At 33.1% G+C, this 21,825-nt stretch carries 19 protein-coding genes; 9 read left to right on the top strand and 10 right to left on the bottom strand.

Features of this window, described 5'->3' with window-relative positions:
* Positions 1-73 precede the first annotated feature (73 nt).
* Both AC1RO3_RS02720 and AC1RO3_RS02715 read right to left on the bottom strand, forming a co-directional pair.
* Positions 74-1,288 carry a multidrug effflux MFS transporter gene (locus AC1RO3_RS02720; RefSeq protein WP_481761277.1) on the bottom strand — a complete coding sequence of 405 codons (1,215 nt, stop codon included), beginning with the start codon at positions 1,286-1,288 and terminating at the stop codon, positions 74-76.
* Between the two features lie 49 nt (positions 1,289-1,337).
* Positions 1,338-2,324 carry an MBL fold metallo-hydrolase gene (locus AC1RO3_RS02715; protein WP_481761278.1) on the bottom strand — a complete coding sequence of 329 codons (987 nt, stop codon included), beginning with the start codon at positions 2,322-2,324 and terminating at the stop codon, positions 1,338-1,340.
* Positions 2,325-2,441: 117 nt separating this feature from the next.
* Here AC1RO3_RS02715 and AC1RO3_RS02710 point away from each other — a divergent pair, with 117 nt between their 5' ends.
* Positions 2,442-2,798, top strand: coding sequence for an iron-sulfur cluster biosynthesis family protein (locus AC1RO3_RS02710; protein ID WP_481761279.1), 357 nt, complete (start codon positions 2,442-2,444; stop codon positions 2,796-2,798).
* 44 nt (positions 2,799-2,842) lie between these two features.
* On the opposite strand, the gene yjeM is transcribed toward AC1RO3_RS02710, so the two are convergent.
* Both yjeM and AC1RO3_RS02700 read right to left on the bottom strand, forming a co-directional pair.
* Entirely contained in the window at positions 2,843-4,315 is a 1,473-nt protein-coding gene (gene yjeM / locus AC1RO3_RS02705; RefSeq protein ID WP_481761280.1) for a glutamate/gamma-aminobutyrate family transporter YjeM, read from the bottom strand.
* A 33-nt stretch (positions 4,316-4,348) separates the two neighbouring features.
* Positions 4,349-5,785: a C69 family dipeptidase gene (locus AC1RO3_RS02700; protein ID WP_481761281.1), complete on the bottom strand. Its 1,437-nt coding sequence runs from the start codon at positions 5,783-5,785 to the stop codon at positions 4,349-4,351.
* Between the two features lie 219 nt (positions 5,786-6,004).
* Here AC1RO3_RS02700 and AC1RO3_RS02695 point away from each other — a divergent pair, with 219 nt between their 5' ends.
* Together AC1RO3_RS02695 and AC1RO3_RS02690 are read left to right on the top strand one after the other, a co-directional pair.
* A complete protein-coding gene (locus AC1RO3_RS02695; protein WP_409022584.1) occupies positions 6,005-6,895 on the top strand; it encodes a YitT family protein in 891 nt (296 codons plus the stop codon).
* A gap of 14 nt (positions 6,896-6,909) precedes the next feature.
* Positions 6,910-7,098, top strand: a complete 189-nt coding sequence (locus tag AC1RO3_RS02690; protein ID WP_481761282.1) for a 2-hydroxymuconate tautomerase — start codon at positions 6,910-6,912, stop codon at positions 7,096-7,098.
* 89 nt (positions 7,099-7,187) lie between these two features.
* Here the strand turns inward: AC1RO3_RS02690 and AC1RO3_RS02685 are convergent, their stop codons facing one another.
* Positions 7,188-8,000 (bottom strand): Cof-type HAD-IIB family hydrolase, encoded by an 813-nt coding sequence (locus AC1RO3_RS02685; RefSeq protein WP_409022582.1) that lies wholly within the window; start codon positions 7,998-8,000, stop codon positions 7,188-7,190.
* 293 nt (positions 8,001-8,293) lie between these two features.
* Here AC1RO3_RS02685 and AC1RO3_RS02680 point away from each other — a divergent pair, with 293 nt between their 5' ends.
* Together AC1RO3_RS02680 and AC1RO3_RS02675 are read left to right on the top strand one after the other, a co-directional pair.
* Positions 8,294-8,617, top strand: coding sequence for a metal-sulfur cluster assembly factor (locus tag AC1RO3_RS02680; protein WP_481761283.1), 324 nt, complete (start codon positions 8,294-8,296; stop codon positions 8,615-8,617).
* A 22-nt stretch (positions 8,618-8,639) separates the two neighbouring features.
* Entirely contained in the window at positions 8,640-9,614 is a 975-nt protein-coding gene (locus AC1RO3_RS02675; protein WP_481761284.1) for an ABC transporter permease, read from the top strand.
* A 63-nt stretch (positions 9,615-9,677) separates the two neighbouring features.
* Here AC1RO3_RS02675 and fni read toward each other — a convergent pair whose 3' ends face one another.
* From fni to mvk, 4 genes are read right to left on the bottom strand one after another with little or no spacing between them, the layout of a single operon-like run.
* Positions 9,678-10,715 (bottom strand): type 2 isopentenyl-diphosphate Delta-isomerase, encoded by a 1,038-nt coding sequence (fni, locus tag AC1RO3_RS02670; protein ID WP_481761285.1) that lies wholly within the window; start codon positions 10,713-10,715, stop codon positions 9,678-9,680.
* Positions 10,716-10,730: 15 nt separating this feature from the next.
* Positions 10,731-11,795: a phosphomevalonate kinase gene (locus tag AC1RO3_RS02665; RefSeq protein WP_481761406.1), complete on the bottom strand. Its 1,065-nt coding sequence runs from the start codon at positions 11,793-11,795 to the stop codon at positions 10,731-10,733.
* 30 nt (positions 11,796-11,825) lie between these two features.
* Positions 11,826-12,791: a diphosphomevalonate decarboxylase gene (gene mvaD / locus AC1RO3_RS02660; RefSeq protein WP_481761286.1), complete on the bottom strand. Its 966-nt coding sequence runs from the start codon at positions 12,789-12,791 to the stop codon at positions 11,826-11,828.
* Positions 12,781-13,755, bottom strand: a complete 975-nt coding sequence (mvk, locus tag AC1RO3_RS02655; protein ID WP_481762176.1) for a mevalonate kinase — start codon at positions 13,753-13,755, stop codon at positions 12,781-12,783. Before mvk ends, mvaD begins: the two co-directional genes overlap by 11 nt.
* A 184-nt stretch (positions 13,756-13,939) precedes the next feature.
* Between mvk and AC1RO3_RS02650 the strand changes: the two genes are divergently transcribed.
* The 4 genes from AC1RO3_RS02650 (at position 13,940) to AC1RO3_RS02635 (ending at position 19,502) form a co-directional block, all read left to right on the top strand.
* Positions 13,940-16,765 carry a helicase C-terminal domain-containing protein gene (locus AC1RO3_RS02650; protein ID WP_481761288.1) on the top strand — a complete coding sequence of 942 codons (2,826 nt, stop codon included), beginning with the start codon at positions 13,940-13,942 and terminating at the stop codon, positions 16,763-16,765.
* Between the two features lie 64 nt (positions 16,766-16,829).
* Entirely contained in the window at positions 16,830-17,327 is a 498-nt protein-coding gene (locus AC1RO3_RS02645) for a cell wall elongation regulator TseB-like domain-containing protein (protein ID WP_481761289.1), read from the top strand.
* A gap of 90 nt (positions 17,328-17,417) precedes the next feature.
* Positions 17,418-18,719 (top strand): asparagine--tRNA ligase, encoded by a 1,302-nt coding sequence (gene asnS, locus AC1RO3_RS02640; protein ID WP_409022573.1) that lies wholly within the window; start codon positions 17,418-17,420, stop codon positions 18,717-18,719.
* Between the two features lie 72 nt (positions 18,720-18,791).
* Positions 18,792-19,502, top strand: coding sequence for a DnaD domain protein (locus AC1RO3_RS02635; RefSeq protein WP_481761290.1), 711 nt, complete (start codon positions 18,792-18,794; stop codon positions 19,500-19,502).
* 60 nt (positions 19,503-19,562) lie between these two features.
* Here AC1RO3_RS02635 and AC1RO3_RS02630 read toward each other — a convergent pair whose 3' ends face one another.
* Complete coding sequence (locus AC1RO3_RS02630) at positions 19,563-21,809, bottom strand: transglycosylase domain-containing protein (RefSeq protein ID WP_481761291.1); 2,247 nt, start codon at positions 21,807-21,809, stop codon at positions 19,563-19,565.
* Between the last annotated feature and the right edge of the window lie 16 nt (positions 21,810-21,825).

The raw sequence follows: 21,825 nt of genomic DNA, 5'->3' as shown, positions 1-21,825 counted from the left end.
ATAAATAATTAAAGAGTTATATTATTAAGTTTTTGCGTTATACAAACTAATATTTCCACAAAAAAAGCAGAACTTATAGTTCTGCTTTTTTTGTGGAAATATTTAAGTAAATGACCAAGGCACAAATTTCACACAGTAAGATTAAAATTGTCATTGGAACATAAGAATGATCCCCCATAATCCCAACGAATGGAGAAAGAATACTTCCAACTAGATTCATACCAACACCAAGTATGGCAGAAGCACTTCCTGCGTGTTGCCCTTGTTTCTGCATAGCTAATGAGAAGGCCGTTGTATTTACGATACCAACCATTGAAACAATTAAAAATAAACTGATGAGCACTAGTAATAACGAGTTACTAATAAATAATGAGGTCGTTAATAGTAGACTACCAAGTAAGGCAAGGTAAACACCTAATTTTAGACCAGTCTGTTCAGAAAAAGTATCTGAAATTCGTGAACTTAATTGAGACATTATAACGATACCTAAACCATTAATTGCATAGACTAAACTGAACATATTAGAGGATAGACCAAAAAGATTTTGTAAAACAAATGATGATCCAGAAATATAACAGAACATTGCACCTGAGATAAAGCCTTGAATTAGAGCATAACTCAAGAAAAATTTATCAAAAATTAAACTTTTAAGAATTTTTTTCGTTGAATCACCAGTATTTGATTGCGACTTCTCTGGCACAATCTGGTTAGTTTCTGGTAACGTCACTAATACAAGAAGAAATAAAAGAAAACCAATTACAGTTAAGATAACAAAGATACCGCGCCAAGATGTGAATTTTAGAATAAAACTGCCAAGTATGGGCGAAATAATCGGGAAAATTCCATTAACAGCCATTAAGAGCGAGAAAAAACTGGTTAATTTTTTTCCGGTGTATAGGTCTCTAGCAATTGCTCGAGAGATTACAAGACCAGCAGATCCCGCTAAACCTTGCAATAACCGGATAATAACCAAAATTGTTATATTCTGACTTGTTGCTGCGATGATAGAGGTAACAGCGAACAAGATGAGTCCCAAAAGTAATGGCTTTCTACGGCCAATTTTATCACTGTAGGGTCCAACTATTAATTGGCCAAGCGCCAATCCAAGTAAACAAGTCGTAATCGTCAACTGGGTAAGCGATGCAGTTGTATGTAAGTGTTGTTGAATAACTGGTAATGCTGGTAAATACATGTCCAATGATAATGGACCAAAAGCACTTAATGTTCCTAATAAGAAGGTTAAAAATAATTCATGTTTTTTAGGATTTTTAAAATAAGAAAAAACCAACAAATTCACGTCCTTTTAAATGATTAATAAATATACCATAGAATAAATATTAATAAGTTACAATAGTATTGTTAAAATTTTGGTCTATCAATATAAGTTGCTTAGGTTTATGCGTTAATCGATTTAACAATTCAGGTACTTCTAATGAAGATAAATGTGAATTGATTGGGAGACTATCTTTATTATTTTCCAATAAATCGGTCAGTGAATAGCTATTTTGGGTAGACAAATTAAAATCGCCTAACTTATTTTCTATATTTACCAAGATATATTTCTCAGGATGCCTTTTAATTCCTACAGAAGTAGCATCATTTAATGAAATCACTTCTGAATCAGGATAAAAATACGTCAATAATTGGGAGGTTGGCTTATCTAGTACGATTATTTTTTCTAACTTGTTAGCTACTGTCGCTAACTTATGAATTAAATAAAGATTTTCGTTGGCAACGTTAATAGCAGTTAATTCTTCGACTTTTAAAAGTTTAATGAGATGATCTAGAATCGTAATTTCAGTGTAGTAATTAGTATCTGTTGTGTCGACAGTATTTAAAATTAGAACATCTAAAGGTAGTCGGTTTAAGTCGTGAATCCATTTCTTCGTTCTCTTTTTATGAGGTCCAGCTAAGCGAGTATCACCAGCTAAGAAGGAGTACTTCTGCTTTTCATCTTCTACTAAAAAAGCTAATGAACCCGTGTGTACTGAATCTGATAAAAAACCAATCACTGTAAAATCTCCAATAGTTAGTGCGGTGTTAATCGGAATAATTTTGTAATTTAAGTGTGTTTCACTAATTTTACCTAGTAAGACAAATTGTTGTTTTAATTCAAATGCCTCTTTGGATAAATAGATAGGTAATTTTTGCATCATAGAAGATTCAAGAATTTTTTCATGGATATCTATTGAGAAGTATGAAAGAAAAAGAGCGTCTGCTTGTTCATTTAGTTGTGAATTAACGTTAAATTGAAAGATTGAATGTGAACTTTTAAATTGTGAACTACTATCAAATAAGTTGTTTACTATACTAATTTTGGTCATTATATTCCTCTCTTTCTAATTAGAACTATCATACCATGATGAACCTGAGTCGTCATGCTTGTCTAAAATAATCAGTGGTGTACAATGTAATTATTAAATAAGAAAGCTGGTAATTTCATGTATTTAAAAATAAGTGAAGACGCAAAAAGCAAGATTATGAAACTTATGGGTAATGATTCAGAAATCTTGCTTGATTTTGACGATGGTGTTGGTGCTTTATCAAATGAAGGAACATGTACGTTAGATTCAAGCTTTAGAATGTTAGTAATTGATGACCAGAACGATAGCAAGGCATATGATGGAACAATTGATTCAGATTTAGGTCCCATTAGAGTAAAAGGGTACAGCAAAACTTATATGGATGAGAACATGCAACTTGTCGTTAATGAACGATTCAACAGTTTAGCATTACATGGAGATAATTCAGGACTATTAACAGGTAATGTTAGCTTAGAAAGTCTTGTTAAAAACTAATAAAAAATCGTAAACAATAAAAATTGTTTACGATTTTTTTTAGTTTATTTTTTAATTTTTCTCTCATAACGTGTGTAGTAAAGGAAAGCAACTAGTCCAGAAAGGACAGGACCAGATATCATCCAGAGAGCATTACTTAATGTATCGCTGATAACAGTGAAAATAATTCCAAAGGCTAAAACTAACCAGACGACAATAGTAATAATATTTGTAAGTGTTCTATTCTTATAAACTTCAAAAGGTCGATTTAAGTCTTGACGTTTTTTAAAGAATGGAAATGCACCAATTAAAAATAGATAAGGTACAGAAGTTGAGATATTTCCCATTAACGTTAATTTTGAATAGAATAATGTTGAATTTGAACCTCCAAATGAAACAGCCATGATAATGACAATAACGACGGCAGCTTGAATCCACATTGCAAATTCAGGCATACTATGCTTATTTAATTTCGTCATTTTTGCTGGCCAGATATCCTTAGGTGTTCCAAGAATAAATGATTTGAGTGGTGAGTAAATCAAGACGAAGAATGCACCTGTATAAGCCATGAACATACTTAAACCAGTAATTCTAGCAAGTGTATGACCAAAAATTGTCGAAGCACTTGCGCTCATACCAAAGCTTTGACCTGCAAAATTACCTAAGTTTTCCATCAATATGTAAGAGATGTTACCTAAGTTGGCATTTTGACCACCAAGTTTACTCCAGTTTGTACTAACACCCCAGAAGAAGATTGAGATTGAGTAAGCAAAAAGAATTAATAAAGTGGAAATGATTAAACCCTTTGGAAAATTTTTCTTAGGATTTCTAATACTATCTGTAACACCACTAACTGATTCCATACCACCGTATGCAAAGATGGCAAAAACAATAAATGAAATTAGGGCGATAGGTGATTGATAGCTAGGATTTCTAGAAGTTATAATACTTGTCATACCATGCCATGGTTCTTGGAGTGCACCATGATTAACAATTAAAATAACAATACTTAATAGTAAAAAGATAGCATTTAAACCTAAAATAGCAATACCACCAACTGAAGAAATCTTGGCAATACTACTGATACCTCGACTAGCGACAAAGGTAACTAGCACAATCCAAAGAATTGCAAGAATACCGATAGTTTGTGTTGAAGATAGGCCAAAGATAGCCCAAGATTGTGTTTGATCACTTCCAGAAAAAATTGTTGAAAGTGGAATCCAAACTTTAGATGCAATTGATACCATCCAGACAATCCATGCAAAAAGCCAAATAAATGTTCCTGTGAAAGCAAGTTTGGGGCCAATTGATTCAGCTAACCAAGAATAAATGCCACCTTTTGATTCATTTAAAGCTGAACCATATTCTGCAAACATCAAAGCAGTTGGTAAGAAAAAGAAGAATGCTGCTAAAACGTACCAGATAATACTAGCGTAACCCATTTGAATAAAGGCGACGGGAGTATTTGCAAATCCAAAAATAGTTGTAAAAATCATTAAAATGAAACTTGTTAGGGAAATTTTCTTTTGTTTGTCCATAAGACTTTTGTAATTCCTTTCGGTTTCTTATATTTATAAGTTTTGGTCAGTTTTAAAATTTAATGGTGATAGGTCAGTTGATAATGTAATTAGCTGACTAATTAAGGCCTTAACCTTGATTTCAGCAGCTTCAGTAATTTTTAGATTTTCTTCAGTTAAAAAATCTGTTAGGTCTGTACCACTTTTAGAAATTGCCTCTGTTTGAATCCGTTTTACGGAGGCATTGAATTGGATAATTAAATCTTTTTGGAGATCTTTCAGTAATGAGCTAAATTCTAAGTAATGTGAATCAACCAAAATACCTAATTGTTTATATAACCAGTAAGCAGATTTGTCATCATATACATCGGTACCAATTTTATAATTCTCCGGTGTATCCGTAATACCAGCAAAGAAAGGTACATAAGCACTTTGAGCCGTAACACCCATTGATAGCCAATGGATACCACCAATTTCAAAAGGTAAATCAGGTCTAATTTGTAAAATATGAGACTCTTGTGTTTTTGCTAAACTAATGGGTCTGAATTTATGTTTATCACTGATTGAACCAGTTCCAATCGGATCATATTGAGTTCCTTGGAAATGTGAGCCAAGAATTTGTTCTAAATCTTCACGTTGAATTAAATGATCAGCCTGACGAATGAACGGTAAATTCATACTCATAGGATCTTGTGAAGCAACTGATGGTGTTAAAAGTAATTGGCCATACCAAACTCTTGGTGTGCTGTAAATGGCATCAGATTGATCATGAGTTCCAAAGATATCTCTAAAATTAAATGAATCTTTTTGGTTATTTAAATGATTATCAGAAACAAATTTCTGAATACCAGAACTAAACATAAAATTAGCGGAATCAGTAAAGTTAATTTCTTGAATAGCTAGTTGGTTGGCAACAACTGCATAAGAATCATCCGGAATACGTTGCGCAACCCAATGGTGACCGGTTGCAATTTCCATATACCAAACATCTTTTTGATCAGAGAACAAGACACCATTTGTTTCACTTGAACCGTATTTTTCTACTAATGATCCAAGGTAACTAACACCTTCTTTTGCGGAGTGAATATAGGGAAGAGTAATTGTTACAATTGCTTCCTCACCAATTCCGTTTTCAGTTAGTAAGGGATCGTAACTGAGAACCCGGCTATTAGCGTATGCACTTTCAGTAGCGCTCATAGCCACACCATATTCATTAAAGCCATCTTCTTCAAAAACACCAAATTTTGGTGTCCATTCAGGAGTAGCTGAATATTTACCACGAATTTTTGGTAATGGCATTTTAAAGTGATTATCTGGTGATTCAAATAAAGGTGATTGTTCAAATTCTGTATGAGCATGAATAACAAAATGTTTTGGCCATGCTGTTTTTGCATCTTCATTACGGCCAATAAAAGTCGACCCATCTGCAGTTGCTTTAGAACCAGCTAAAACACTTGTACATGCTGAAAAATTAAAAGGGTCTGTCGTCATGGATATTTCTCCTCCCAGTAAATAAATTTAGATATTACCATTTTATCATTTAATTGCTATTTTTAAACGCCATTTGTAAATAAATATTCGTATTTAACCGGTTACGCTGTATAAGGTTAGTTTAATAGAAATTTAAAATGAGAGATTACTCATTTTATTAATATTATTGTTTAATAAAAGGTAAAATGAAAAGAGTCACATATAATAGGAGGGAGATTTATGAAGTTATCAATTTCTGATAAAAATAAACGACTAGTTATAATTGTATTTTCGGGATTATTAATTGCATTATCCCTTAATTTCTTTCTGATTCCAGGAAATATTTTTGGAGCTGGTGCCAATGGTATTGCCCAATTACTTTCTGCTATTTTTTATGATCTATTTCATATTAAAATTGGTACTGGATATCTAATTATGTTAATAAATATTCCAATTGGTATATTAGGCTGGTATAAAGTAGGACGTTCATTTACATATTATAGTGTACTGACCGTCGCTTCTTCATCTCTCTTTACGGTAATTTTACCCGTTCATCAATTATCAACTAATCCATTAATGGCAGCATTATTTGGTGGTGTAATAAGTGGTATTGGGGTTGGATTAGCATTAAAATTTGGTTTTTCAACTGGTGGGATGGATATCATCGCACTTGTTCTAGCTAAAACGACAGGTAAAACAGTCGGTTCATTAATGTTATCAACAAATATGATTATTATTTTAACGGCTGGATTTTATTTCAGTTGGGAAAGTGCTTTGTATACAATTATTTCTAATTATGCTATGTCTAGAGTTGTCGACGACATCCATACATCGCATCAAAAGTTAACAGCATTTATTGTTACAAAAGAAGCAGATTTAGTTGTTGGAGCGCTCCAAAAATCATTAATTCGTGGAATTACAGTTATTGACTCAAAGGGCGCTTTCTCAAATGAAGAAAGTAAAGTTTTGATGTTAGTTATTACACGTTATGAATTATATAATTTAAAAATGACAATTAGTGATGTTGATCCAAATGCATTTATGAACTTAGTTAATACCGCTGATATTGAAGGCAATTTCCTAAACTCAGACCAACAAGAATTATTAAGAAAAGGGCAATCAACTAAATAAAAAGGAGATTCGTTATGCCAATTATAAATATTGATTTAATTGAAGGTCGTTCACAAGAACAACTTAAAAATTTAGTTAAAGATGTGACTGAAGCTGTTTCAAAAAATACTGGTGCACCTACAGAGCATATCCATGTAATTTTAAATGAAATGCGTAAAGATCGTTATAGTGTCGGTGGTATTCTAAAAAGCGACGAAAAATAAATATCATTAAATATGACTTCTGGTATATTCCAGAAGTCATTTTTTATAAAAAAATAACAGACCATTACTGATCTGTTACTAATTAACGATTATTTAGCTAAATTTAAATAATTTTTTAAGTAATGAGCAAGCCCATTTTCTTGGTTATTTAAAGAGGTAACATCATTGGCTAGACCTCTAATTTCAGAAGTACCATTTTTCATTGCCACACCCCAGCCAGCATATGAAAGCATTTCTTTATCATTACTTTCATCACCAAAAGCAACGATATCTTTTTGAGAGATACCATAGTAATCTGCTAGATAAGAAACACCAATTGCTTTTTGAATCCCTTTTGAAACAACTTCTAGAACAGGTTTTGGTCCGCCCCAAGTGTTGACTTCGATAACATCACCATATTTTTCAAGTAGTCTAGATGTAATTAATTGTTTTTTATCTTGATCGACAAACATCGTAATTGATGTCGGATCATGTTGTAAATTTTGTTTATTAAGAATTTGATTTGATCTTAAAACTTGTGGGAAAAAGCCTTTCACTAGCTGACTTGCATTGTCAGCCAATAACATATTTTTTCCTTCGGCTGCTAACATGTTAATACCTAATTCTTTTCTAGCGTTAAGAATATCAAAAACAATATCTCGATTAATTGTATATTCGTATGATTTATCCCAATTTTTATGTGGAATATGTGCCAGGGCACCATTAAAATTAATCATTGGAGTTGTTAACCCTAATGAATCATAAATTTGTTTTGAGATACGATATGGGCGTCCCGTTACAATACTGACAATGTGTCCTTCAGCTGTTGCTTGAGTAAGTACTTTTTTTGTTGTTGAACTAACTTCTGCATTATTATTTAAAGTTGTGCCATCTAAATCAATTGTAATTAACTTTTTGTTCATCGTTATTGTTCCTCCATCAACTTAACTTATGTGTAGTAAGATTTACAGTTTTTTATCTTAGTTAGTTCAGGATAGCATTTGAGTATGCAGTATTCAAACGTATTTAACCTTTTTTTATCTATTGTTATAAAATCGTATCTTTAATTTAATCCGGCTTCATAGTAACTTTGGCGCCGTATAACATTATTTTTTAGAAAAAGTAAAGAGTTCAGTAACATTAAAACAATAGATTGCAATGCTAAAATAGAAACGATAAACTAGTAATATTAGCTATTCAAGAGAGGATTAATCCTATGAGTGAAAGACGAAGTGCAGAAATAATTAAGCAAGATATTTTGACACATTTAGAAAAAGTGATGGATCCTGAATTGGATATGGATATTATTAATTTAGGTTTAGTATATGAGATTGAATTAGACAATGACAATAATTGTAATGTACAAATGACTTTAACCACTATGGGTTGCCCGTTAACAGGTGTTCTATCTGATTTAGTCGAAGATGCGTTAAAGCCAGTGCTAGAAATAAAAAAAGTAACTGTACAATTTATATGGAGTCCAGCCTGGTCAATTGAACGTATGTCTAGGTATGCAAAAATGGCACTCGGTGTCCATTAAAAGTTAGGGGGAAATTAAATTGATGATGCGAAGAAGATACATATTTATAGTAGCTATCTTACTACTTACATTCTTTACCACATTTTTATTTTTTAAGATGCAGGAAAAAGATTTAATCACAAAATTAGATAATCATAATCTATCTAAAAATGCATATGTTCTTAAAACAAAAGAACAAAATTTAGATAAATATAATACAACGTTAGCAAAATCAGAAAAAATTTCTGATTTTCAAATTCATTATCAAGTAAAAAACAAAAAAAATATTTCTTATTTTTATGCGAAGGGTAGTTATGATAAGCCACCAATGGTTTCTGGAACTTTTTTCTCAAATAATGATTTTTTATCTGAAGTTCCGGTAGCAGTAGTTGGTCGAAATATTGAAAAAAAATTATACTCGCCATTTCATCAGCAGTATTATAAATTAAATGGGCAATACGTTTCTGTCATCGGTATTATGGGTGATAAATACAATTCTGAGTTGGATAATCAAATTTTTATTGCAATGTCAACTGCAGACATAAGTAAATTGAAGGCAAATAATACAAATATTATTCTTGATTCAAAGCATGTCGTGACTAAGAATGTGTTAACGACCGAATTAACTAATACAACAGTTTCCAAACAGGTTAATGATAATTTAATTTTAACTAATAACTCATGGATTAGTCGACATTGGCAACAAGCGGTGGGCTTAATGGCTGTTATTGCTAGTGTTATGGTCGCAACTTATATTTGGATTGTTGGTGTTAGTAAACAAATTCGTAATCAGAAATTTATCAAACAATCAAAAAAAGTTATTATTTGGAATAACTTGCTAATTTACATGGGATCATTCTTAGTTGGTGGCTTAATAGGAACTGCGATTGGTCAGTCACAATTTTCGATTAAAACAAATATGATAGCTCTGTATGAGTTCGAAGGTACTCTATTTATCGTTGCTTCCGTTGTTTTCTACTTTGTTATCCGTAGAAGAGTTAATAAACGTAATAATTAATAAAAACGCCAAATCAGTTAGATTCATTATCTAACTGATTTGGCGTTTTTTATGTAAACATGATTATATTTGATTTTTAAAATTTTGTAACTCAGGTGATAAAATCATTCTAATTTTTGTTAAATCACTTAAATTTTTGGTGCCAAGTAACAGCATAAGCATGTTAATTTTTGATTGATAATCTGATATGGTATTTGTTAGCGCATCTTGACCTTGTTTATTGAGAATGTGTAAGAATGCACCAGAGATACCAACACTTTTAGCGCCTAAAGCGAGACATTTAACAATATCTAATGGGGTACGAATACCACCAGAGGCAAAAATTGTTAAGCCTGTTTGCAGAGATTTTGTATCAATGAGACTTTCAGCTGTAGTTAAGCCCCAATCCTCTAGAAAGGAGAAATCTTTAGCATGTCTACGTTCGTTTTCAATCATGGCAAAATTTGTGCCGCCACGACCAGAAATATCAACATAACGTACACCAATATCAGCTAATTGTTGAACCGTTTTATGAGACATCCCAAAACCAACTTCTTTAACAATAATGGGTACTTCAAGCTTATTTACGATTGTTTCAATATTCTTCAACCAATAAAACTCACGTTCACCTTCTGGCATAATAATTTCTTGAGCGGCATTAATATGAATTTGTAGGGCGTTTGCTTCAATCATATCAACGGCTCTTTTTGACTGATCTAGTGTTGCATTGGCGCTTAAATTAGAAAAAATGAGACCATTTGGATTCTTTTCACGAAGTATTTTAAATGTATGAGCCTTAGAAGGGTCTTTTAAGGCGATACTTTGAGAACCTGTCGCGATTGGTGTATTTGTGATAGCTGCAACTTCGGCTAATTGTTGATTTAAAATACCCGTTTGTTCACTGCCACCAGTCATAGCATTAATATAAAAGGGCGATTGAAACGAGAAATTTGGAAGCTCAACGCTAGATTGAATATCATTAATAGAAAGTTCAGGTAAATTTGAAGGAATAAGCTTGATCTCATTCAATTGATTTTTTGATTCCGTATTGAATAATTTTTCGGCGATAAATACGTGTTCATCTTTTCTGTGACTTTGAATTAAATTATCGTCTTTAATCATAAAAAACTCCTTATCCTATAAGGTCACTTTGATATCCAAAGGTTGAATATCATTTTGTGCCCAATCTTTAAATAATTCAGTACGATTTGTTTCAGAGGTTGCTAATGCAATACCGCAATCACCACCGCCAGCACCTGATGTTTTTGCGGCAGCATGTTGGGATTCTGATAAATTACAAAGGGAAGTTAATGATTCGGTTTCAATTATTACCTGACTAGCATCGGCTAATTGTTGTAAAATCATTCGATTATTTGTAATTTCTTGTTGAATAATGATGGAATTGTTTAATTTAAAGCCATCAATCATTGCAGTGACACATTTTTTTGAATCTTCTAAAAATTCAGAGTAAGTCTTTTTTTGTTTTGCTTTAAAAAGGGCCATCTTATCAACAAAAATGGAAGTTGAAGCTGGAGAGCCAGTCCAACCGATTAATAATTCTAAATCTTTAGGTTGCGGTAGGCGTTGGACAGAAAGCATAGGCCAATCCATAGATAAAAGTTCGGTTAGTGGCGTACCTTGTCTCATAATTTTTAACCATTCTCGATCAAATGAATAATAAGCAATCCATCCGCCATAAACACTAGCGGCAATATCTCCGAGTGAACCATTTCCTTGAACATCTAGGTGAGCCATTGCTGATAATTTAAATAGAGCGTTATCCGTTAATTTTAAATTATAAAATTGTGAAACGGCACGAACGGTTGCTACGGTAACCGCAGCAGAACTGCCCAAACCATATTTTTTACCATCAGTACTATCTAAATCACTATCAATATTGACATGATAATTAACCATCTGTTTTCCGATGGATTGTGCATATAATTCGGTTAAATGAATCGCCGATAATATGTAGTGAAAGGGGTTATCTCGATTATCAAAAATAATTTTTGTCCCTTGACGATACCAAGATAAAGAATTTTCTTGGTATTGTTTAGATGAAATACTACCTGTTTCTTTACTCTTTTTAATTGTTACAGTTACAAACTGATCAATAGCAACAATAATTGCTGGTGATCCAGGTTCAACAATTGCGTATTCTCCTGCAATATAAAGTTTTCCTGGTGCTTTAGCGGTGATCAAATAGCTCAATTCCTTTCAATATGGATAACACTAAATAAGTGTCGCTCCAGGTCCAGGCTTGGCAACCAAAAGATTTTTTGCACCAAAAAGTGGACTTAATTTATTTAAAATATAAGGTGTTTCAGTTTTGGAACAAATTATTTTAACATTTGGACCAGCATCCATTGTGAAGTAACAGGTAATACCTTCTTGACGCAAGTCACGAATAGCATCCATAGCACGTATGCTGTCAGGATTAAAATAAGTAAAGCTGGGATTAGCGCTTAAAGTTGTTGCGTGCATTTTCATTGCATTATTTTCAGCAATTTGACCAACTTTTTCGAGGTTTTTCTCTATAATAGCCTTTTTCATATCAATTAAATCACGTTCAGAAGATTTAACCCATTCATTGTAGAAAGGTGATGTGTCCACGGAATGTTGCATTCCAGAACGAGAATCAATCGCTTTTTCATGACTATTAATCATAATAGCAATCATTTGAAGATCCCAATCAATCGTTTCTTCAATCGGTATAGCAAAGGAGTCTTCATCATTGTGACCTTTTTCCCATTCAACTAGGCCACCAAAAATAGAGCGACTAGCTGAACCAGAACCACGACGTGCTAATCGTGATAAATCGCGTTTATTTAAATTTAAACCAATTGCTTGACTAGCAGCAAGCGCAAGTGCAGCATATGCGCTCGCTGATGACGCAAGTCCTGCTGAAGTTGGAACGTGATTTATTGATTCTACTTTAGCGTAAATATTTTTTTGTGCTTGATTACGAACAATATCTAAAAAGGCTGATACTTTGTTATCCTTTTTTTGTTTAGAATTTAGAAAGAAGGTATCTTCAGTTAGCGTATCGTCAAAAGTTACCGTAGTATCGGTATAAAAATGATCTAACGTTAAGGATAGGCTATTGTTGTAAGGAATAATTAAATCTTTATTTTGTTTACCCCAGTATTTAATGAGTGCAATATTAGTATGGGCGCGAGCTGAAATTTTATTTTTCAATATGTTGTGACTCCTTTTTAAGGGGTTGAATCCAAGTTGCAATGGCACCATTACGATTTAAGAGATGGCTTAGATTTAAAGCTTCTTCGGGTGTTTTAACTAGGGCTATCATACAGCCACCGCCACCACCACCGGTAAGTTTGGCACCTAAAGCGCCATTTTCTAGACTTGTTTTGACAAGTGCATCTAATTTGGGATGACTAACACCTAAAGATTTTAGTAAATGATGAGCCCTAGATAATGTGTGTCCTAAACTTATAGCATCATCTGTCGCAATTTGTGCCTTAGCCATACTTGTTAATTGACCAAGTTCGGAAATTATTTTTTCAGTAACGTCAGGACTTGATAAGACGCGATCACGAACTTGACCAACAGTTAAACCCGTTTGGCCCTTGATTCCCGTATCAGCAATCACTAAGGTTGCCTCTATGTTTAATGGGACAGGGTAAGCCTCTTGGTGCTTAATGAACCAAATGGGATCGCGGCTACTGGTTGTTGCGGCATCGATACCACTTGGAGAACCATGTGTGGTTGTTTCAGCGATATTGGCAATAAGTAGAAGTTCATCGCGTTCGATTTTCGTATCAAAAAAAGCGTACAAACTTCGAATTATGGCAATAACTGTGGCAGCGGAAGAACCCATCCCTCGTTCAGATGGGATGTCACTTTCAATCGTTAATTTAAATGATTGATGTCGTTTATTCAATGATTTTAAAATGTACTGGATAACTTGCTTAATGCCACGCATATTCATGGGAACATTTTTCAGTTCACCACTATAAAAACGACTTGTGATCCATTGTTTATCTGCCATTGCTTCCGTTAAAACTGATATTTTAACATTTGGTAAAGGGAGGGCAATAGCGGGTTGGCTATAAACAACAGAGTGTTCGCCGATTAATATAATTTTAGCATGGCTAGTACCAAGAAATTTTGCTTCTGTATTATCTGACAAATTGTTCAAAAAAAGAGTCCTCTCTAGATGAATTTACTTCCATTATCATACCTTAAAATTGTCGTTATAGCTATAATGGACTGGATGAACTTTGAGAATTTATAATGATTTAGTTTTTGGCATATGATTCTTTAATCAATATGGTAAAATAAACATAAATGCGTTAACTTAAAAAGACTGGTGATAAACTTCAATGAATAAAAATACGATTTATGCTGTAGTGGATATTGAAACGACGGGAACAAATCTTAAAAGTGGCGATCGAATGATCCAATTTGGTTGCGTTTTAGTTCAAAAAAATCAAATAATAAATTCTTTCTCGTTTGATATTAATCCTGGTATGGCAATTCCGAAAGTTATTACAGAATTAACAGGGATTACAAACCGTCAAATCAGAAAGGCTGCCTATTTTGAAGACGTCGCCGCAACGATTTACGCGATTCTCCAAGATACAGTTTTTGTTGCGCATAATATTAACTTTGATTTGCCATTTATCAATAGTGAGTTAGAAAGAGTTGGCTATCCTGCATTATCAATAAAAGGTGTCGATACTGTACAGCTTAGTCAAATCTTATTGCCAACAGCACCCAGTTTTAAATTAAAAGATCTGAGTCGATATTTGAATCTGACTCACGAAAATCCGCATCATGCCGATAGTGATGCCCATGTGACAGCTGAGTTATTTATCTTCTTATTAACTCGACTAGAAACGATTCCAAGAGAAACCTTATTTGAAATAAATCGTTTAAGTTCATTTTTATTAAGAAATACAAATGAATTATTTTCTGATGCGTACAGTGATAAAAATAGAAGACAGGAAAGACTACCAGATCATCTATACATTGTTGGAGGGATTGTCCTTCAACGTAGGAAACAAGATACATTTAATTTAACGAATTATGTTTATCCTGAAGCAGAAGTAGATAAGAAAAAAATATTTGAAAAACAATTAAGTTGGCGACCTGAACAAGCAAAGATGATGGACCTTATTTCTGAACATTTAAAAAGTGGAAATCGAACATTAATTATTGAGGCTCCTACAGGAATCGGTAAAACATTAGGTTATTTAATTCCAGCAGCTTATCATGCTCAAAATCGCAAACAAATTGTGATTAGTAGTGCGACAACATTACTTCAAACCCAGTTGATGAATCAGGCATTACCGTTACTTAACAAATTATTGCCTTTTCAAACAGCTGCAGTAAATTTGAAGGGCAGTAACCATTATATAAATTTAGCGGCGTTTAAAAAAGAATTAACACAAAAAGAAACCTCTGGACAGATAGCTTTAATGAAAATACGTATCTTAGTATGGCTGACAATGACTAAAACTGGTGAACTTGATGAATTAAAACTTTCAAGTTATCAAAATCCCATTTTTAATCAAATTGAACATCAAGGGGTTGGGAGTTTAGTATTAACTGATCAATTTTTTGAAGTTGACTTTATTAATACGTTATATAAACAAGTTGAATCGTCAGCAATTATTTTTACAAATCATGCTTTTTTAATGAAGCATCCTGGTTTATTTAACTCAGATCGTACAAAACTTGCGCCTGAATTAATTGTAGATGAAGCACAGCATCTTGCTGATGTTGCTCTACAGTCAAATAAAGGACGCATTCGATTCTGGAAAATTATTAATATGTGTGATTCATTATTGACTAGCATACAAAGTTCACAAAAATTTTCTTTTAATGACTTAATGGCAATTAATTTCTTAACAGCTAGTGAAAACAATCAATTATTAACAGAAATTAGGAAATTACGGGAATCAGTTGAGTTACTCATCAGACAATTTTCAAGAGAATATGGTCGACAAATTAGTAGGAATTCAGCAGCAAAAAATGAAACGACCGGAAAAGCAATTATTTTAAAATCAACTGAGCTAATTGGATTGATTAATCGAAATAAAATTATGCTTGAATCTGTTTTAAAAGTGATAACTGTTTTAAAAAGAGATGATGCCATTTTACGAGATCGTTATATCGCTGCAAAAAGCCAACAAAATATCGGCCAAGATGAGCAACAGCTTTTGAATCGTGTTCATAACTTTTTTAAGCAATTATTTGCAGAAACTGAGGGCTGGACTATATTTGAACAAAATCAAGACAAGCTAAATGAAAAGGTGCTTTGGTTAAGTTTTCCGATTAACGGACAAACAGACAAAATGCAATTTGAATTTAGTTTATCAGATGCAACTCATTTTCTTTCTGAAGTAATTTATCGGCACTTTAATCACCTGACGTTTACTGGGGCGACTTTGTTACTACCAGGTAATCCTGATTACATTATTGATCAGCTAGATATACAAGATGATAATTACAAAATCAAAAAATTAGGGAGTCCTTTTGATTATAGTAACCAAGCTAAATTGTATGTAGCAAGTGATGCTTTTGATGTTCGATCATCAAAAGAGCTTTATGAATCTTACTTGGCTGATTCAGTTTATGAGATTATAAAATCACAACGTAAACAAACGTTAATTTTATTTAATTCGCTTGATACGATAGCAAATGTTTATGGGTTATTAACAAAAAGAGGGTTACATCTTGATCGTGAACTTTTAGTTCAGGGTGTTACAGGACGGCCTGAAAAATTAAAAAAACGATTTTTATTAGGTAAAGACGCTATTTTAATGGGTACTGGTAGTTTCTGGGAAGGCGTTGACTTACCAAATGATAGATTAGAACTTTTAATTGTGACGCGGTTACCATTTGAGTCTCCAGAGTCGTTAAATGTAAAGGCGAAAGAAAAAGAGTTTGAAGGTCAAGGTAGGGATGTATTCAGTGAGTATTCACTGCCTAGAGCAACAATGAAGCTTAAACAAGGGTTTGGACGCTTAATTCGGACGTCAACCGATAAAGGGGCAATGATTGCATTGGACAATCGATTGATAAATCAAAGTTATGGTAAAAAAATGATTGAAGTATTGCCGGATGAATTACAACTTATAAATGAACCATTGGCAGATATTATTATTGATTTAAAGACGTTTTTATCTAATTCTGATAGTTAATCAGAATTAGATAATGTCTGTTATAATATGACCGTATAAAACTAAGACAGGAGAAAAATTGATCATGCGAAGATCCCCCAAAAAATCAAAAAACATCGTTTTTCTTTCGATACTTGGTACGATATTAGTTATTGTGGTAAGTGCTTTTATTTTATATAATCGCGCAAAATCACCGATGGCTACAGCTGAAAAAGAAGCTGTTACAATTGCTAAAAAATACGCAAAACTAGATAAAGAAACAGCATTTTATAGATATAATAGGGATGCAACTTATTTTACAGTTGCAGGGACAACAAAAGCTAATAAAAGAATTTATGTGATTGTTGCTCAAAAAGGTGGAAAAGTTAAAGTCTTATCACAATCAAATGGTAAGACAAAAAATGATATTTTAACTTATATCTGGAATGAAAAAAAACCTAGTAAAATATTGAATGTCGGACTTGGTATATACAACGGTGTACCTGCATGGGAAGTGAGTTATTTGAACAAGAAAAAAGCTCTTTGTTATGAAACACTGCAGTTCTCAAATGGTAAAGTTTTAAAATCCGTTGAAAATATATAATTGTCTTATGGACTAATATATCTGACTAATGATATTATAAAAGGAATGAAATCGATCTAGCAACTAGGACCGTAATGAGGAGGAAGTTTATTGAAAACAATTAGTATAATTGATGCTAAAAACCATGTAGACGAAGAAGTAAAAATCGGTGTTTGGCTTACTAATAAAAGATCAAGTGGTAAGATTGCATTTTTACAATTACGAGATGGAAGTGCCTTTTTCCAAGGTGTCGTGATAAAAAGTAATGTCAGTGAAGAAACTTTTGAAATGGCAAAAGAGTTACATCAGGAATCTAGCCTTTACGTTATTGGTGAGATTCATGAAGATAAACGCTCACCATTTGGCTATGAAATTGAAGTTAAATCACTTGAATTAGTTGGTGATAGTCAAGATTATCCAATTACACCTAAAGATCATGGAACAGAATTTTTGATGGATCATCGTCATTTATGGTTACGTTCAACGAAACCATATGCAGTTATGCAAATTAGAAATGAAATTATTCGCGCAACATATGAATTTTTCAATAAAGAAGGTTTTATAAAGATTGATGCGCCTATCTTAACTGGTAGTGCACCAGAAGGTACAACTGAACTTTTCCATACTAAATATTTTGACAAAGATGCCTATTTGTCACAATCAGGTCAATTGTATGAAGAAGCTGGGGCAATGGCCTTTGGTAAAGTATTCTCATTTGGACCAACTTTTAGAGCTGAAAAATCTAAGACAAGACGCCATTTAATTGAATTTTGGATGATTGAACCCGAAATGGCATTTATGCACCAAGAACAAAGTCTTGAAGTACAAGAACAATATATTGCGTTCTTAGTACAAAATGTTTTAGATAACTGTGACTATGCTTTAGATATTCTCGAAAGAGATAAAGAAGTCTTAAAAAGTTATACAAAAACACCATTCCCTAAAATTTCTTATGATGAAGCCGTCGAATTATTACAAAATTCTGGTGAATTTCCTGATACTAAATGGGGTGATGATTTTGGATCTCCTGAAGAAACTTATTTGGCAGAACATTTCAGTATGCCAGTATTCGTTTTAAACTATCCTAAAGCAATTAAACCATTTTACATGAAACCACATCCAACGAGAGAAGACGTCGTTATTTGTGCTGACTTATTAGCTCCTGAAGGTTACGGCGAAATTATTGGTGGTTCAGAACGTGAAACTGATGTAGATAACTTAATAGCACAAATTAAAAAAGCTGGATTGAACGAAAAAGATTACGAATGGTATTTAGATTTAAGAAGATATGGTAGTGTTCCTCATTCAGGATTTGGTCTTGGATTAGAACGCGCAACAACTTGGATTACAGGTGAAGAACATATACGTGAGGCTATTCCATTCCCACGTCTATTAAACCGTATTTACCCATAAAAAAGTAGAGAAAAAGAACCTTTAAACGAAATTGTTTAAGGTTCTTTTCTTAATTAAGGAGGCATTTTCGTTATGGATGCATTTATGAGTCAATTTTTAGAAGCAGGGGAAACCCATGTGTCTAATTTAATTTTACGGAATTATCGAAAAATTGGATTATCAAGTGATGAATTAATTTTCTTAATCCATCTATTAAGCTTTAATCAAGCAGGTAATAAATTTCCAGATACAAATCAAATTGCCAGTCAAATGGGCGTGACGGCCCAGGAAACCTATACATTACTGCAGAAATTAATCGAAAAAAAAGTTATTTCTATCAAAACAATTGATGATTCAAATGGGTACAGCACCGATCAATTTGATTTTAGTGTGTTATATGAAAAATTAAATAATTTAAGTCATAGGACACAAGAAAAGGTTGAAGTTGTTAAGAGTAATAATTCTCGAAAAGAGGTTTATGAAAAAATTGAAGTTGAATTTGGAAGACCTTTATCACCAATGGAATTAGAAAGTATTAGCATGTGGATTGATCAAGACCACTATATTCCAGAACTAATTTTGATGGCGTTGAAAGAAGCTGTCCTTAATCAGGCATACAGTTTAAAATATATGGATAGAATTTTACTAAATTGGGAAAAGAAGCATATAAAAACAAGTCAAGACATAAAAAAAGATAAAGAAAAAAGACAACAACAGAACTTTTCAAATAATGTGAAGAATAATGACAATACAAAAGAATCTAATGATAAACCGGAAATACCCCTATATCATTGGTCAAATTAATGAAATAAATAAAAACCTGGCGATATTCAGAATTTTAACTGAATATCGCCAGGTTTTTATTTAACGAGTAGCAGACGAAACGGCTTTACTGCTGTCTGCTTTAGATGAAGCACTTGAACTAATAGCGGAGCTAGAACTACTAGATGAACTAGAACTTTCTGAAGAACTAGAACTACTTGAACTAGAAGAACTGCTTGAACTAGATTCTTCTGAAGAACTAGAACTATTTGATATCTTAGGAACTGAATATGAACTGCTATCTGCTGTTGTTGTTTCTGCAGTAGATGAATCTGTTAATGATAATTCGCCATTTTTCAGATAAACGTCAGAAGGTTTTGTCCAATCCGTATTTGAAACTGATTGGGAAACGTACTGCATTAAGTTTTTATAAATACCTACAGCTAGATGTTGAGAATTAACATCTAAGTAGTTATTTGCGACTAATGGTGAATCATAACCTGTCCAAACTGCAATTGAGTAATTTGAAGTATAGCCGGAAAATAATGAATCCATAACTGCGCTAGATGGAAATTTAGAAGCAACATTTGATGGATAATCAGTAGTACCGGTTTTACCCGCTTGGTAAAGACCCGGTATTTGAGCTGCCGTACCTGTACCATTAGAACTATTAATAACACCTTTTAGCATATCAGTAATCATATAAGCAGTTGATGTTTTCATTGCTCTAGTACCTGAGCTAGAATAATTTTCAACTGTACCATCTTTTCTTTCAATTTCTGAAATATAAGTCCCTTTGTGATAAGTTCCACCATTTGCAAATGCTGCATAGGCTTCTGCATTTTGAGTCGTTGACATGTTTGCACCGATACCAGATGAGTAAGTATCAACTTGATCCTTAGAGACACCAAGTTTTTTGACGAATCCTTGGGCTTTTGATAATCCAACCGCTTCAAGTGTCCGAATAGCAGGGATATTACGTGATTGAATCAAAGCATTTCGCATTGTCATTGTTCCAAGATAGCTATTATCAAAATCATTTAATTGTTTTGTAGTAGCATCAGGGTAGTAATATTTTGTATCGCTAACTTTTTGATTAGTTGGGTAGTCTAGATATTCAATAGCAGGACCGTAATCCATAATAGGTTTCATGGTTGAACCGTTGCTTCGACTAGTTGCGACAGCCCGATTATACCCGAAAGTAACATTTGTTTGTTTACGGCCACCAATCATAGCTGAAATAGCGCCAGTTTTTGAATCAACCATGGTAACAGCTAATTGCATTTTACTGTCAGGATAGACCACATAGTTATTTGTATTAGCTATATCATAAAGTCGTTTCTGAGCATCCAAATCTAAGTTTGTACGAATCTTAAGACTACTGTTATAAGGATCAAAACCTTTATCTTTAACAGACTGAATAACTTCTTTTAAATAGGAATCAGAAATTTTTGCATTATAAGTATCTTTTTCGGCAGAATGTGATGTTCTTAGGCCTGAAGTAATTGGTGTCGCTTTAGCTGTACTTGCTTCGCTTGCCGAAATTTTGTTATTTGCTAACATTGCATCAATAACTTCATTACGTCGTTCCTTTGCGTATTCTGGATGCGCGTAAGGATTATAAGAAGATGGGGCATTAGGAATACCAGCAATTAACGCGATTTGTTCTGTATTTAATTTATTCAATTTTTTACCGAAATAGTAATTTGCAGCAGTTTGCATCCCGTAAATACCATTTCCCATAAAGACTTTGTTAGCATAGAACGTTAAAATCTGAGATTTACTGTATTTACGCTCTACTTGTAATGCTAGCCATGCTTCTTGCGCTTTTCGTTTTATTGTTTGATCAGATGCTTTTGTCGAAAAGACAGATAATTTAATAAGTTGTTGTGTTAAAGTACTACCACCTTGAAGACCAGCTGATCCACCAGTGATATTTGACAAGGCTGCACCTACAATTCGCACAGGATCAACGCCATTATGTTTATAGAAACGTTTATCTTCGATTGAAACAATGGCATCTTTTAATAGTTGCGGCATGTCAGACGATTCAGCGTAGACTCTTGAAGTTCCTAAGGTAGTGATGATTTCATCATTCTTTGCATAAATGACACTTGCAGGGGTACTTTCAAGACTACTTGATGTTATTTTTGGTGAATCTTTGGCGTAATAGAAAAATAAACTGATACTAGCAATTACGCCAATAACGAATAGAGCAAGTAAGCTCAAAAAAATACGTTTAAAAAGTTTACCTTTACTATTTTTACCTTTGTTGCCTTTTTTGTTAGTGCTTATTTCTTGTTCGCGTCGCGCAACACGAGTAGTACCTTTATTATCAGCTGTTGCCATAAATAAAATTCTCCTT

Source organism: Dellaglioa sp. CoH-57-MRSF-19, from assembly GCF_056781975.1.
Note: the sequence above shows the minus strand (reverse complement) of the source record. Positions and strands in the feature narration are given on the sequence as shown.

Bases quoted from the DNA above. Each gene is read 5' to 3' on its own strand.
- AC1RO3_RS02715 (WP_481761278.1), bottom strand. From the start codon at position 2,324: ATGACCAAAATTAGTATAGTAAACAACTTATTTGATAGTAGTTCACAA.
- AC1RO3_RS02710 (WP_481761279.1), top strand. From the start codon at position 2,442: ATGTATTTAAAAATAAGTGAAGACGCAAAAAGCAAGATTATGAAACTT.
- yjeM (WP_481761280.1), bottom strand. From the start codon at position 4,315: ATGGACAAACAAAAGAAAATTTCCCTAACAAGTTTCATTTTAATGATT.
- AC1RO3_RS02700 (WP_481761281.1), bottom strand. From the start codon at position 5,785: ATGACGACAGACCCTTTTAATTTTTCAGCATGTACAAGTGTTTTAGCT.
- AC1RO3_RS02695 (WP_409022584.1), top strand. From the start codon at position 6,005: ATGAAGTTATCAATTTCTGATAAAAATAAACGACTAGTTATAATTGTA.
- AC1RO3_RS02690 (WP_481761282.1), top strand. From the start codon at position 6,910: ATGCCAATTATAAATATTGATTTAATTGAAGGTCGTTCACAAGAACAA.
- AC1RO3_RS02685 (WP_409022582.1), bottom strand. From the start codon at position 8,000: ATGAACAAAAAGTTAATTACAATTGATTTAGATGGCACAACTTTAAAT.
- AC1RO3_RS02680 (WP_481761283.1), top strand. From the start codon at position 8,294: ATGAGTGAAAGACGAAGTGCAGAAATAATTAAGCAAGATATTTTGACA.
- AC1RO3_RS02675 (WP_481761284.1), top strand. From the start codon at position 8,640: ATGATGCGAAGAAGATACATATTTATAGTAGCTATCTTACTACTTACA.
- fni (WP_481761285.1), bottom strand. From the start codon at position 10,715: ATGATTAAAGACGATAATTTAATTCAAAGTCACAGAAAAGATGAACAC.
- AC1RO3_RS02650 (WP_481761288.1), top strand. From the start codon at position 13,940: ATGAATAAAAATACGATTTATGCTGTAGTGGATATTGAAACGACGGGA.
- AC1RO3_RS02645 (WP_481761289.1), top strand. From the start codon at position 16,830: ATGCGAAGATCCCCCAAAAAATCAAAAAACATCGTTTTTCTTTCGATA.
- AC1RO3_RS02635 (WP_481761290.1), top strand. From the start codon at position 18,792: ATGGATGCATTTATGAGTCAATTTTTAGAAGCAGGGGAAACCCATGTG.
- AC1RO3_RS02630 (WP_481761291.1), bottom strand. From the start codon at position 21,809: ATGGCAACAGCTGATAATAAAGGTACTACTCGTGTTGCGCGACGCGAA.